Below are 14,148 nucleotides of genomic sequence, written 5' to 3'. Positions count from 1 at the left end.
GGCAGCTGATACGCAGGCGACATGAACGGCCCAGAGAGCAACGCTCCCGGCGCGCAGGCGACGCGAGCGTGGGTGCGTGGTGCGCTGCTCTTCGCGCTGGGAGGTCTGGCGGGCGGGGGGCTGTCCGCCAACCTCGCGCGTCCCCCCCACGGGACCCGGGAGGTCGTCTTCCAGGCGGCGGACGAAGGCGACGAAGCGGCCTCGACGATATCCGTCGATGGTGCTGCAGACGCCGCGGAGGGCGCGCAGCCCGGCGGAGCGTCGATGGGGGTCTCTACGCAGCCGTCGGAGCCGGAACGCCGCGCCTTGTTGCAGCGACCGCTGCGCTTCCTGGCGGTCGGTGGCGGCGCCGACCCCGTCTCTACACAGGTGCAGCTGGAGCAGGACGTCGACCTCTTCGCCAGAACGCTCGCGGCTCTCACGCCGGGCCCTGGCGCCACGCTGTTCGCCGGGGGTAGCTCGGTGCGCGCGGTCCAGGTGCTGGACGGCGACGACACGCCGCTCGCTACGGACGCGTGGGCGGATCTACGCGCTGCGCTGGGCGACGTGCTCGATCCCCGCGCGGAACGTGCGGCCACGTACCGCCTGCCGGCCGTCCCCGTGCACGGCGAGGCAGAGGCCGCACGCGTGCTCGAGCTGATCGCCACGCAGATTGCCGAGCCAGGTGAGCGGCTCGAGCTCTTCATCGCCTGCCACGGGGACCAGGGGGACACGCCCGCCGACAACTACGTCGCGCTCTGGGGCGACTCTGCCTTCGACGCGCGTGAGCTGGCCGGGGCCCTGGCTCCTCCCACGGCGCAGCGCGGCGCGCGGGTGCTCCTCACCGCGTGCTTCGGCGGCGGGTTCGCGGAGCTCGCCTTCGAGGGCGCCGACTCCTCCGCGGGGCCCGCAGCGAGCGACGTTTGTGGACTCTTTGCGACATCGGCCGAGCACGAGTCGAGTGGCTGCGACCCGAACCCCGACCGGCAGGCTCAGGAGGGCTACGCCCTGCACGTCCTGCACGCCCTCCGCGGTGAGGGCCGCGATGGGGCACCGCTGAGCGCGCTCGACCTGGACGGCGATGGCATCGTGGGCATGCTGGAAGCGCACACACAGGCACGGGTCGCCTCACGCTCCATCGACCTGCCCTCGACCACCAGCGAGCGCTACCTGCGCTCTCTTGCCGCGGCGCTCGACGTCCCCTCGGGCACACCGGCGTCGTCGGACGAGGCCTACGCCACCCCCGAGGAGGACGCGGTCATCCGCGCGCTCGGTGCGCTCTTGGGCATCGCCAGCGAAGGCGACGCCGAGTCCACGCGGGCGACGCTCGAGACGCAGCTCGGCGAGGCCGCGGCTCGCGTCGAAGCGCTCGGTGCAGAGGAGGACGAGGCCCAGCGCGCGCTCGTGCTGCGGCTCGCGGAACGCTGGCCGGAGCTGCTCGACCCGTTTCGCGCGGACTTCGAGCGCACGCTCAGGCGGGATGCGCCTGCGCTTCGTCTGCTGCTGCGCTCCGCACCCGCCGCTTCGTACCAGCGCGCGCGCCGCGCGACCGACCGCGCGTTGCTCGCCGAGGAAAACCTCCGGCTGCGTTGGGTCCAAGTGATGCGCCTCGCGCGTGCCTTCGAGACACGGAGGTTGGCGCGCGCCCTCGCCGCGACGCGTCCTCTGACCGACCCCGCGCGGCAACACTACGAGGCCCTGCTGTCGTGCGAACGTGCGCCGCTCGCGCGACGGTGAGCGAGGTCGCCCGTGGGGCCTCGGTCTTCCCACGCGCGCTCGGCTGACGTACACTGACCCGATGGATCGCTTTTTGTGGGCGCACATGCGCCGGTTGGTGCTGGGGTTGGCGCTGTGCGGCGCGGTGAACGGGGGGTGTGGTTCGAGCGGCGGCTCGACGGCGGACATGGGGGTGCCAGACGTCGCCGTGCCCGATCTGGGCGGCGAAGACCAAGGGCCGCTCCCTCCCGACGTGCGCGCCGTGTTCGCTCTGCCGCGGGAGGGGATGCCGCACGAGTTCTTCGATCTGCCGTGGCCCACCGACGTGCGCCGCAATCCTGACGGAACCATCGACGTGTCCGAGTTCCGGCAGCCGCGCGAGATCGAGATCGTCCGGCGCTACCTCGACGCCATCGAGGCGGACACCCACGGCTACTCGCTGAGCGGCGGCACCTACCTGCGCTTCTCCACGAGCGTAGACACGGACACGCTGCCTCCTGCGGGCCTCGCATCGCAAGCGGCCGACGCGTCTGTGTTCTTGATGAACGTCGACCCCGACAGCCCGAACGTCGGCACCCGACACCCGGTGAACGTCACCTACCGCGACGAGGCGACGCGCTACTGGCCCGACCACTGCGTGGCCGTGATGCCCGTGTTCGGTGTGCCGCTCGAGTGGAACACCACCTACGCCGTCGTGGTCACGCGCGACGTGAAGCCGGCGGCGGGGGGCGAGTTCCAGCGAGACCTCGACTTCGAGGCGATGTTGGGCACGGGGACGGAGGCCGAGGTCGTCGCGGCGCGGGCCGTCCACGCACCCGCCCTGACCGCGCTGACGAACGCGGGCGTCGACAGCGACGACATCCTGAGCATGGCGGTCTTCACGACCAGCGACAGCTATCAGCAGCTGCTCGCCGCGCGCGACTTCATCGTCGACGAGTACGAGCTGCCCACGGCCGACGCCACCGCGTGGGCTCCCAACGTCAGCGCGGCCACCCACGTGGAGGTGCTCGGGCGCTACGGACCGTCCCCCATCTTCCAGCGCGGCGAGATCCCGTACGACCTGGCCGCGGACGGCGGCGACTTCGAGATCGTCGACGGTGTCCCCGTGGTGCAGGACGAGTTCGACGCCCGCTTCTCGCTGACGCTCCCGCCTCCAACCGTGCCGATGCCGCCTGGAGGATTCCCCATCGTCCTCTACGCGCACGGCACAGGCGGCGACTACCGCTCGTACACTCGCAACGGGGTGGGTCGCATGCTCGCCGAACAAGGCATTGCGGTCATGGGCGTCGACCAGATCCACCATGGCGAGCGCATCCCCGACGGCCTCGATCCAGACCTCTTCGTCTTCAACATCTTCAACCCGCTGTCGTTGCGAGACAACGCGCGCCAGTCCGCGCTGGATGTCGTGCAGCAGGCGCGCCTGATCGCCGGGCTGACGGTTCCCATCACGGTCAGCGGGCGCGCGGAGCCGGTGACCTTCGACACCAGCAAGATCTACTTCTACGGGCACTCCCAAGGTGGCGTGAACGGTCCGCTGTTCCTCGCCATCGACGACCACGCACAGGGCGGCGTGCTCAGCGGCGCGGGGGCTGTCTTCGTGATCGCCGTCGTCGACAAGACCCAGCCCGTCAACATCCCAGGCGCCATCGCGTTTGCCCTGGGTCTGCCGGGCGTGGGCATGGACCCGAACGTGCGGGAGCACATGGTCTACGAGCACCCTCTGCTGTCGCTCATCCAGACGTGGGTGGACGTCGCCGACACCGCCAGCTACGCGCATCTCATCCACCGCGCGCCACGGGCCGGCTTCTCGCCCAAGAGCATCCTGCAGACCGAGGGTACCAGCGACCCCTACACGCCTCCCCGCTCCATCGAGGCCCTCTCGCTGGCGGGGGGCTTCCCACAGGTGAGCCCTTACCTCTTCCGGATCGCGGACCACGAGACCTTCGGACCGCCGGCCGTCGCGGCCTCGGTCACCGGAAACGGCACTGGTGGCACCTACACCGTCGGGCTCGTGCAGTACGACGGCGGTCACTTCGTCGCCACCGATCCGCCGGCGGAGGCGCTGATCACGAACTTCTTCACCACCTTTGTGGAGAACGGCGTGCCCACGCTCAACGCGGGATCGCCGCCCTGAACGCGCGCGCAGGTTGCGCTCCCCTGCTCACTGGTCATTCTATCCGCCAGTGTCTGTTCCCCCAGCGCCACCCGCCCGGACCACCGCGTCGCGACGACGTGCCGCTCGCGCCGTGAGCTTCGCGGGTCTGTGCCTCGTGGTACTGGCCATCCGCCAGCCACCGGCCAGCGCGCTCCCGGACGACGCTGGCGCGCGCGCCGTCCCACGGGTGACGGGCGTCGGGGCGCGTCGCACGCGAGGTGTGTCCATGCCCGTGAAGCTCGCGCTGCGCCCCTTCACGTTCTCCGAGGAGGCGGCGGTGTCGCCCGTCGAATTCGGGCTGGTCGCCAGCGGCTTTGGCTATCGCCGCGCGCGGCTGCGTCGCCGCAGGCAGTTCCACGCGGGCATCGACTTCCGCGCGCGCTACGGCACTGCGGTGCTCGCCGCGCGCCGAGGCGTCGTTCGCCACGTCGCGTCGGAGTCGGACACACAGCACGGCTTCCTCGGCTATGGCAACGCGGTCGTCGTGCACCATCCCGACACGGACGACTTCACGCTCTATGCGCACCTCTCGGCGGTGCTCGTGGTCCCCGGCCAGATGCTCGTGGCGGGAGAGAAGCTGGGTCGTGTGGGCAACACCAACAACCAACGTTTTCGCGGCATGACGTCGCACCTGCACTTCGAGGTCCGTCAGCGCGACAGCGACGGCGCGGAGCCCTTTCCCGGACCGTATCGGGACAACGCGGTCGATCCACTGCCTTGGCTGGTGCAGCACGGTATGCCCCTGGGCGTGCGCCGGGCGGTGGGCCTCGCGTACCGCGCGGACGCGCCTGCTGGGGAGGAGCCGCTCGCCCGCCTGGAGGCGCTCGAAGACGCGCTCGCGTCCGCTCACCCGTAGCAGCGTCAGGCCTCGTGGGCGCCCTCCCGTCGGCGGTGGCCCGAGCGGTCCCACGCGCCGACCGACGCACGGCCCGTGGCATGCGTCCGTCGCTCGGGCGGTGTATGGTGCCCGCCGCGACCCCCAGCCGCCGCGCCGTCGCGGCGGGCCGAGGGGTCCGCACAGGAGCTGCTGGTGAGCGAACGCCCTTTCAAGGTCCTTGGTATTCAACAGATCGCCGTTGGCGGCCCCGACAAGGCGGCCTTGCGTCGCTTGTGGGTCGACACCCTGGGGTTGACGCTTCACGGCAACTTCCAGAGCGAGAAGGAGAACGTCGACGAGGACATCGCCGTGCTCGGCAGTGGCCCATTCAAGGTGGAGGTCGACCTCATGCAGCCGATCGACCCCGAGAAGAAGCCGCGCGTCGATCAGCCCGCGCTCAATCACATTGGCCTGTGGGTGGACGACATCCACGTCGCCGTCGAGTGGCTGACGGCGCAGGGCATGCGCTTCACGCCGGGCGGCATCCGGAAGGGCGCGGCGGGCTACGACGTCTGCTTCGTTCACCCCAAGGGCAACGAGGCAACCCCCCTGAGCGGTGAGGGGGTCTTGATCGAGCTCGTCCAGGCTCCCCCCGAGGTGGTCGAGGCTTTCTCGAAATTGGCGTAGAAGTTGCGTAGGTTGCGGCGCACCATGCGGACCTCACCGATGCTCGACAATTCCGTGAACCCAGGTTCTCGCGCCGCGAGGTGGCTGGGGCCGCTGGTTGGCGCAGGGGCTCGCCGCTCGCGGGCGGCGCTCCACTGTGCGGTGCTCGCGTGCGTCGCGCTGACGCTCGGTTGGACCGGCGCCGCCCGCGCAGACCGTGTGGTCGTCATCGGCGCCACCGGGAACACGCACCAGGACGCCCTGGACGATCTCACCGACGCCGTCTCGGAGGCCGTGCGTGGCCTCTCGCACGACGCGGTCTCGGAGGCTGGCGCCATCGATGCCGTGCAGCAGGAGGTACCCGAGGGTGCCAACGAGCTGAGGGCCGTCGCCGAGATGAACAACGCACAGTGGGTCGTGGTGCCCATCGTGCGCGAGGCGCGTGAGGACGGGTACTGGATCACGCTGCGCGTCGGCTACGTGCTCGAGAACCGTGTGGAGGAGATCGACGCGGAGGTGCTGCGGGCGCATGAAGGCGCCCGGCTCATGGCGCTGTTGCAGGCCCTCCTGCGCCCCGAGGGGCTCGGCGACGACGTCGCGCAGCTCGCGGGTGCCGACCAGACCGGGCGCCTCGCCGCAGAGGAAGCAGCGCGCCGCGCGCAGGAGGCCGCCGAGCAGGCGGAGCGTGACCGGCTGGCGGCCGAGCAGCAGGCGGCCGAGGAGCGCGAGGCCCGAGAGCGTGCGGACTTCGAAGGGCGCGAGCGATATGGCGCGGACAAGCCCATGCTGTTCGAGGTGGGCTTGGGGGTCCACCCGCTGCTGCGCGCGGGGTCGAACGGCTCGGGCGGTACCCTCGGCACGTTCGAGGCCCTCTTCGGCTACGCGATCGGTCGCACGGGGCTCGAGCTGCGGGCGGGGCTCGATGTGTACTTCGGTGCGGCGGGTGGCATCGCGCTGCACGGTGGCGCCGCGTACCTGGCGAGCCCGTTCCAGCGTCCGCTCCATCTGGGCGCGGCCGTCGACCTGGGCTTCTTCCATGGGCTGACCGGTAACCGGGTGCCGTCGTTCATGGTGCGCGCGGGAGCGCTCGTCGTGTACCACGCCACGAGCGCGCTGTACCTGGAGGCCCAGCTGCCCGAGATCACGGTGCTGAGCGCGAACGGCGGCGCGGTCTCGCTCGGCCTCTCGGTGCGCCTGGGCACGCGCTTCTAGGGGCTGCGCGAGAGGGCGTCGTCGCTCGCCCCTGGAGCGCGCCGACTTGACCGGGCGGCGCGTTCCTCCCAGAGTCCCCGGAGCGATCGGGTCGCGGCTGCTCACATCGGGTGAAGGTCGCGCGAGGTCACCGCGGAGACATGCGGGGGCCGAAGAGGGAAGTCGGTTCCAAGCCGACACGGTTCCCGCCACGGTATGCGATCGAACACCGCGTCATGGTGCCACTGCGAGGACGGCTCACCCCAAGGGAACCGAGCCGCCGCGCGGGAAGGCGACGCGGCCTAGGGTCGCGAGTCCGGAGACCTGCTCGAGCGCGACCCTCTGCTGCGGGACACAGCCTACGAGGGCCTCGCGCAGTGTCGCGTCGCCTCCCGTAAGCCCGTCATCCGCAGGGATCACCCTGATGACCGGACGCACGCGCACCCCCCGACCCTCCTCATCCCTGGCCCTCGTGGCCGGGCTGTGGACGGCGTGCGTCGCGTACCCCGCCGCCGCGAGCGACACACCCACTGGAGGTGGAGCACGCCGCGACCAGCGGGACGAATCGACCGCGGGAGAGGCCGATGCGGACCCACCGGGAGCCGACAGGGTAGAGACCCCCTCCGACGCGGACCCCGAGGGAGCCGACGCGGAGGAGGCGGGAGATGCGGACGCTGGTCCGCCCGACGGCGAGCCGTCCTTCGGCGCGACCACCAGTCCCCGCGATCCGGACGACGAGCCGTCCTTCGGCGCGACCGCCGAGGTCGCGCGTCGCCTCCCGTCCGCCAACGGTCTCGACCCCACCGCCGCCGGCACGCGGGTCGACCTCCGCGCACGCACCGCAGCGGGCGAGAACGTGGTGGACGTGCTGCCCGAGCTCCCCGGCTCGCAGCTCCAGAGCCTCGGCGGCATGGGCGCGTTCGCTGGGCTCGGGCTCCGGGGGGGCGACGCTTCGCAGACCGAGGTCGTGCTCGACGATCTCCCCATCCACGACATCGACGATGGCGCGTTCGACTTCTCGCTCCTACCTCTCGATGCGTTCCACGCCATCGAGGTGTACCGGGGGGGGGCGCCCGCGGCTCTCAACGTGGCGCCCATGGGAGGCGTCGTGCGCTTGATCCCCGCGAGCGTGCTCGGCACGCGCATGGTGTTGCGCGGCAACGCGGGCAGCTACCTGACCGGCGGAGGCTCGCTCGAGGTGGGGCTGCGTCGCGGCAACGTGGAGGTGCTGGCGCTCGCTGGGGCGCGAGGCTCGCGATCGAACTACCCATACCTCGACGACGGCAACACCCGCTTCGACTACACGGATGACGTGCGGCGTCGCGTGCGCAACGCCGAGGCCCTGGACACGTCGACCTTCTTCCACGTGCGCGCTCAGCAGGGGGAGTGGGTCTTGCGCGCGGTGCTCCTGACCATTACCCGCGACGCTGGCGTCCCTGGACCGCTCTCGGCTCCCTCGCTGCAGACGGAGCGACTCCAGACGCAGCTGCGCGGCGTGTTGGGAGTGTCGCGCAGCTGGGAAGGTCGCGCGCAGCCGCGCCTGTCGCTGCAGGGGATCCTCGGTGGGCGCCGCAACCGTTTCGAAGACCGGCTGGGGGAGATCGGCTCCGGTCCTCACGACACGGATGATCGCTCACGCAGCTGGCGTGCGCGCTCGACGCTCACGCTCTCGCCCGCCGACGCGCTCGACACGACGCTGGTGCTCGACGCTGCAGGCTATCGATACGACCCGGAGGACGCCGCGAGCCGCTTCGAGGAGCCGACCTCTCGTCGCGAGACCGTCGCCGGGACGCTGGAGCTGCACGCGCACGGCGGGCGCGGCGGGCGCCTCTGGTCGCTGCGTCCGTCGGTGCGCGTGCAAGGGAGCTTTGGCCACACCGAGGAGCTACGCCTCGGCCGCATCCAGTCGCACACGGCGCGCAGCGCGCTGCCCACGTTTCGGGTCGGAGCGGCGTTCAGCCCACTGGGCGCGCTCTCCATCACGGCCTCCGTCTTTCGGGGCGCGCGCCTGCCGACGCAGCTCGAGCTGTTTGGCGACCGCGCGATGGTGCGCGAGAATCCGGAGCTGCGCCCCGAGACGGGCATGGGTGGTGACCTCGGGCTGTTGCTGCAGACCACGGGTGACGTACTCTGCGCGCGCCTCGAGCTCCGTGGGCACGCGCGACGCGACGAAGACCTGATCCGTGCACGGCGCACGAGCCAGTCACAGAGCGTGTTCGAGAACGTCGCGTCGGCTTGGGTCGCGGGCCTCGAGTCGAGTGGCGACCTGCAGGTGGGTCAGCACCTGCAGGTGACCGGCATGCTCTCGTACCTCTACTCGCGTGACACGCTCGGGAACGCGCTGCCCTATCGCGCGCGCACGACCGCCTTCCTGCGTGCGCAGCTCGGCACGGGTCGGCTGCGCTCGGGTGTGGTGGGCACGCTGTACGCCGACGTGCGTCACCAGGGGCGCCTCTACGCGGACGCGGCGAACCTGGTCGCCATCCCGGCGCGCGTCTGGCTCGGCGTGGGCGCGCGCGTCACCTACCGCGGGCTCGAGCTCGCGCTCTCCGTTCGCGACCTGCGCAACCGCGCTGGGTCGGATGTCCTCGGCTATGCGCTCCCCGGCCGCCGCGTCGCGGTGAGCGCCGTCTACACAAAGGAATGGGAATGACTCGTACTCGAAACACCCTCGCGCTCGTCTGCGCGGCGGCGATCCTCGTGCTGGGCTGCGCGGACGACGGCGCGCCCTCCACCACCCTGAGCGTTGGCGCCGAAGGGGGCGCGCTGCGCGCCGGTGGCGTCACGGTGACGGTCCCAGCGGGAGCCCTGACCGAGACCACCGAGCTGACGCTCAGTCGCCTGTCGCAGCGCGAGGTCACGGCGCTCGCGGCCGACGTCCAGTTCACGGGCATGCCCTTCGAGCTCGCGCCGCTCGCGACCGTGTTCGCGGCCGGGGTCAGCGTGAACCTGCCGTACTCGGGAGCGGACGATGACCTCTTCGTGCTCTTCGCGGCAGGCCCGACCGACCCGTGGCAGATCGTCGCCGGGGCTTCCTTCGCGGACGGCGCGGCGACATTCAACGTCACCTCGGGCGGCGTGTTCGTGGTGGTGCGGGCGTTTGCGACGCAGCTGCCCGAGCTGTCCACGACGCCCACGTTCGCCGTGGTGAGCAGCGACTACAGCAGCACGTCCATTGCGATGCTGGACGCTGCGGGCGACCCACTCGTCACCGAGTGGTTCACCTCGGCCGACGCGCTCGCGGGCCTGGTCGCCGCGTTGGGTGGTGACGTGTCCCTGCCCACGATGCCAGAGCCCGGTCACATCACCGTCATCGACCGGTTGCGCGTGGACGTGCTCACGCGCGTCGCCATCCCGGGCGGCGAGCTGGTCGGGCAGCTGCGTACGCACGCGACCGGTGGCGCCGCGGGCTTCTCGAGCAATCCGCAGGACTACGTCAGCGTCAGCGGGACGAGCGCCTGGGTCACGCGGTTCGAGCAGAACGCCGACCCCAACGCCGTGCCGGCCGAGCGTGGGACGGATCTGATCGAGATCGACCCGACGACGATGACCCGCACGGGCGAGCGCGTCGACCTCAGCAGCTTCAACACCACAGTCGATGAGAACCCGGTGCTCGCGCGCCCGTCGCGCATGGTGCGCCTGGGCAGCTACGTGGCCGTGGGGCTCGGTCTCTTGAGCGCCGACTTCGGCGCGTCCGCAGACGGCGTGGTCGTGTTGGTCGACCCGAGCGCGGGCACGTTCAGCAGCCTGACGCTGACCGGGCTGCGCAACTGCGGCACCCTCGTGCCCGTGCCGGGCGATGCCACGCGCGCGGTGGTCGCCTGCACCGGGCATTCCGGGACGTTCGACGCGGCCGAGGTGCGCGCGACCGCCGGTGTGGTCGTGGTGCAGCAGGTCGCGGACGGGCTCGTCGAGGACGACCGCTGGGAGGCCGGCGCCGACGCGCTCGCGGCGGTCGCGGTCAACGGCATCGTGGCGCTCTCGGCTGACGAGTTCGTCGCCGTCGAGTACGGCGACTTCATCGCCCCCACCGACGACGCCGTGTACCGTGTGCGCATCTCCACGGGCGCGCAGGAGCAGCTCGGCACCGCCAGCGGCCAGTACGTGATGGGGACGTCAGCGTACGACGCGGACAGCGGGTTGCTCCTGGTGCCAGACGCCAGCGCGGGCCTACGGCGCTTCACGTTGGAGGCCGCGGCCGCGACCGAGGGGGCGCCTGTGCCGCTCAGCATGGCGCGGGGCCTTGCGCCTCGACACGTGGCGCTCGTCGGTCGCTAGGTGGTCTGCAGCGCGGACTCCGCGCGAGGGGCTAAGGGCCGGGCGTATGCGACGAAGCGAGCGCGCCCACGCCTGCGCTCCCGAGGGGGGGCGCGGGCAGCAGGCGCACGCGGACCAGCGCGCCTCCCTCCGGCCGGTTCTCGATGCTCACGGCGCCGCCATGCGCGTGTATGGTGCGCGCGACGATGGCGAGCCCAAGGCCCGTCCCCGCGTGCTTGCTGGTCTTGAACGGACGAAAGGCCTCCCGCAGCATCTCGTCGTCGAGACCCGGGCCGTCGTCATAGACGCGGACTTCGACCCGCTCCGGGCCCGGTTCGGTCTCGAGCGCGGGCTGCCCAGCGAGCACCTCGAAGCGCACCTCGCCGCCTGTCGTCAGCGCCTCGAGGGCGTTCTTGAGCAAGTTCAGCAGCGTCTGCCTGAGCTTCCCCGGCTCGGCCAAGACGTATGCGGACGCGGGCCCATCGTACCGGAAGCGGGCGGACACGGCCTCGGCGACAGGGGCTTGGCTGGTCAAGAGGTCGTGCACCAGCGCCACGACGTCCACGGGTTCGAGACGTGGCACGGGCGTCCGGGCCAGCTCCAAGAACTCGTCCAGCAGCTCGGCCAGGCCGCGCAGCTCGCGCTTGATGACGTCGCTGGTGTCACGTACCACCTTCCGCGCAGGCCCATCAGCGCCCTTCTCGTTGGCCCGGATGAGCAACTCGAGCTGCAGTAAGGCGCCGTTCAGGGGGTTGCGAATCTCGTGCGCGAGGCCGGCTGTGAGGCGACCCATCGCGGCCAGAGACTCCGTCTCTCGCGCCGTCCGTTCGGCGTCGAGCTGCTCCGTCACGTCGACCCCCACGGCCATGACGGCGACCTGGGCGGCGTCGTGCGCGAGCGCCGGGACCGGCGTCAGCGTCCAGCGCACCACGCGCCGTCGTCCGCCTGCGCGCGCGACGAGCTCGTCGATGTCGTGTGCGCGCTCCCCTGCGAGCGCGCCGTGTAGCGCCCGCGCCAATGGGCCGCCCGGACCGTCGGCGAAGTGATCGAGGAAGGGGGTCCCCACGATGGCTTCACGACCCCCCTCGACCGCCGGGAGAGCACGCAGCGCGTGTGGGCTCGCGAAGACCACGTCGCCCCCTGGCCCGACACCGACCAAGAGCGCCTCCGTGTGCTCGACGATGGCGCGATGCAGCGCCTCCGAGCGTTCGAGCTCGCGCGACAAACGCTGCCGCTCGTTGCGCAGCCTGATGTGGGCGAGTGCGCGGCCGCCCAACTCGAGGAAGTCCTGTGCGTCGAAGGGCTTCAACACGTAGGCGAAGGCACCCTGGCGGAGCGCCGTGATCGCCGAGTCGAGTGTCCCGTGCCCCGTCATGAGGATGACCTCGCCCCGCGGACACAGCTCGCGCAGCTTGGGGAGCAGCGTCAGGCCGTCGTCGCCCTCACTCAGGCGGATGTCCAGCAGCGCGAGGTCGAACCCCCCGCGCACGGCGATGTCCATCGCTCCCCGCGCGCCGCGCGAGAACACAACGTCCAGCTGGTCGTCGAGATCCTGCAGAAGCTCGGCGATGTTCTCCGCGAGCTCGACGTTGTCGTCGACGACGAGAACCCGCAGCCTCACGCCTCGAGCCCTAGCGCTCGCGTGAGCAACCGCAGGTCCAGTGGCTTCGTGAGCACGGCGTCCACGCGGTCACTGGCTGGGTCGAGCCGCACGTCTTGCGTGTACGCGCTCATCAGCACGAAGCGCGCCTCGGGGTGCGCAGGTCGCAGTTGGCGCATGAGCTCCACGCCGCCCAGCACGGGCATGCGCACGTCGAGCAACGCCGCGTCGAACTCGTGCGCTCGCGCCCAGTCGAGCGCGCGGGTGGGGTCGTGGTGGGTCACCACCTCCGTGCCATCGAGCGTCAGCAGCTCGGCGAGGTTGTCCGCGAGCTCCAGATTGTCGTCCACCAACAGGACCCTCATGCCGCCCCCTGGGTCGTGGCGGGGAGGGTGATGTCCACGCGGGCTCCGCGCGGCTCGCGGTTGTGCACGCTCAGTCGGCCGCCGTGCTTGCCGATGACGCGGTGGCACAGGGGCAGCCCCAGCCCGATGCCGCGGGCCTTTGTGGTGAAGAGCGGCTCGAACAGGTGCTCCAGTGCCTCGGGGGTGAAGCCCGGTCCCGTGTCCTCGACGCGAATGACGACGCCATCCAGGTCGCCCGCGGGGTTGGCCAGCACTCCCACGTGGACGTCTACGTCCACGACGCCACCCTCGGGCATTGCTTGGGTGGCGTTCTCCATCACGTTGACCAGCACCTGCCGCAGCTGCCCCTCGTCGGCGAGCACGGTCGCCGCGTCGGGCGCGACGCGCAGCGAGAGGGTGTGCAGGGGTTTGGTGAGCTGTGCCCACGCAATCTCGACGAGCCGTGCGACGTCCACGGGGGCGACGCGTGGTGGGGTGTCCCGCGCGAGCCCCAGCAGATCTTCCACGATCTGCCCGCACACGGCGACCTGTCGCTCGATGCGGTCGACGTGGCGCGCGATGGCCGGCGCCTCGCCCGCGTGGCGGCGCAGCAGGTGGCTCGAGGTGCTGAGCACCGCGAGCGGGTTGCGCATCTCGTGCGCCAGCGTCCCCGCGAACTGACCCAGGGCAGCCAACCGCTCCGCCGTGCGTAGCGCGCGGTCGTAGCCCTCCCGGTAGGTCTCGAGCATGATCGCCAGCTCGACGTCACAGAGGCGGTGGATCGACTGGAGCAACGCCATCCGGTCGAGGGGCGTGTCCGTCAGGGCCCACACGGCACGCGTCAGGCCGTCCCGGATGATGTTCATGGACACGAACATGTACCGCTGGGGCAGGCGGATACGCACGTGCGCGCGACCGATGCGGGAGCGCTCCTCTACGTAGCTGGCGTCGTAAGGACCCGTGAAGAAGCGCTCGAGCCAACCCCGCAGCAGCCGCTTCTGGCGCGCGACCTGGGCCTCGTCCTCGAACACCGCGCGGGCCTCCGGGTTCGCTTCGATGGCGACGTAGAAGGCCTCGACGATTCCGTCGAAGGTCGGCCGCAGGGCGTCGGATGCGGCCTGCAGTCGACGCCCGTCGTGCTCGGTGAAGCCGACGTATCGGAACAGCTCGTCCAAGAGGGGCACCATGCAGTCTGCAGCGTAGCAGCCATCGGCGGCACGGACAGGAGCGAACGTGGCGCGGGGCGCTGTGTCTCACAGCGAGGGGCCCGACGGTTGGCCGGTCGGCGAGACGTCGGGGGCGGAGTGATGGCGCCGTCTCGGGACGCGCGCTCCCGCGCCGGGCAGCGCTCCGTGGCGCAACGCTTGCGTCGGGGTTGCGGGGAGGCGCAACGGTCGACCTACCATGGTCGACCGATAGCGCC

At 71.2% G+C, this 14,148-nt stretch carries 10 protein-coding genes and 1 riboswitch; of the genes, 7 read left to right on the top strand and 3 right to left on the bottom strand.

Annotated features, from left to right (window positions below; translation table 11 throughout):
- Positions 1-21: 21 nt before the first annotated feature.
- The 7 genes from H6726_07265 to H6726_07235 all read left to right on the top strand — a co-directional run bounded on the left by H6726_07265 (position 22) and on the right by H6726_07235 (position 10,802).
- The gene (locus H6726_07265; GenBank protein MCB9657434.1) at positions 22-1,716 is read left to right on the top strand and encodes a hypothetical protein; all 1,695 of its coding nucleotides are present in this window, start codon (positions 22-24) and stop codon (positions 1,714-1,716) included.
- 61 nt (positions 1,717-1,777) lie between these two features.
- A complete protein-coding gene (locus tag H6726_07260; GenBank protein MCB9657433.1) occupies positions 1,778-3,829 on the top strand; it encodes a hypothetical protein in 2,052 nt (683 codons plus the stop codon).
- A gap of 112 nt (positions 3,830-3,941) precedes the next feature.
- Positions 3,942-4,706, top strand: coding sequence for a M23 family metallopeptidase (locus H6726_07255; protein MCB9657432.1), 765 nt, complete (start codon positions 3,942-3,944; stop codon positions 4,704-4,706).
- Positions 4,707-4,880: 174 nt separating this feature from the next.
- A complete protein-coding gene (locus H6726_07250; GenBank protein ID MCB9657431.1) occupies positions 4,881-5,354 on the top strand; it encodes a VOC family protein in 474 nt (157 codons plus the stop codon).
- A 39-nt stretch (positions 5,355-5,393) separates the two neighbouring features.
- Positions 5,394-6,545 carry a hypothetical protein gene (locus H6726_07245; GenBank protein ID MCB9657430.1) on the top strand — a complete coding sequence of 384 codons (1,152 nt, stop codon included), beginning with the start codon at positions 5,394-5,396 and terminating at the stop codon, positions 6,543-6,545.
- Positions 6,546-6,697: 152 nt separating this feature from the next.
- A riboswitch (cobalamin riboswitch) is annotated at positions 6,698-6,850 on the top strand.
- A gap of 98 nt (positions 6,851-6,948) precedes the next feature.
- Entirely contained in the window at positions 6,949-9,177 is a 2,229-nt protein-coding gene (locus H6726_07240; GenBank protein ID MCB9657429.1) for a TonB-dependent receptor, read from the top strand.
- On the top strand, positions 9,174-10,802 hold the full coding sequence (locus H6726_07235) for a hypothetical protein (protein MCB9657428.1): 1,629 nt from the start codon (positions 9,174-9,176) through the stop codon (positions 10,800-10,802). The genes H6726_07240 and H6726_07235 overlap by 4 nt, the downstream gene beginning before the upstream one ends.
- Positions 10,803-10,833: 31 nt before the next feature.
- Here the strand turns inward: H6726_07235 and H6726_07230 are convergent, their stop codons facing one another.
- Genes H6726_07230 through H6726_07220 form a run of 3 tightly spaced genes read right to left on the bottom strand, consistent with a single transcriptional unit; the run spans position 10,834 to position 13,912 of the window.
- Complete coding sequence (locus H6726_07230; GenBank protein MCB9657427.1) at positions 10,834-12,402, bottom strand: response regulator; 1,569 nt, start codon at positions 12,400-12,402, stop codon at positions 10,834-10,836.
- Complete coding sequence (locus H6726_07225; GenBank protein MCB9657426.1) at positions 12,399-12,746, bottom strand: response regulator; 348 nt, start codon at positions 12,744-12,746, stop codon at positions 12,399-12,401. The genes H6726_07230 and H6726_07225 overlap by 4 nt, the downstream gene beginning before the upstream one ends.
- The gene (locus H6726_07220; GenBank protein ID MCB9657425.1) at positions 12,743-13,912 is read right to left on the bottom strand and encodes a histidine kinase; all 1,170 of its coding nucleotides are present in this window, start codon (positions 13,910-13,912) and stop codon (positions 12,743-12,745) included. The genes H6726_07225 and H6726_07220 overlap by 4 nt, the downstream gene beginning before the upstream one ends.
- Positions 13,913-14,148 lie beyond the last annotated feature (236 nt).

It is taken from the genome of Sandaracinaceae bacterium (assembly GCA_020633055.1).
Classification (GTDB): Bacteria; Myxococcota_A; Polyangia; order Polyangiales; family Houyiibacteriaceae; genus JADJJE01.
This window is presented reverse-complemented; position numbering and strand designations above follow the sequence as displayed.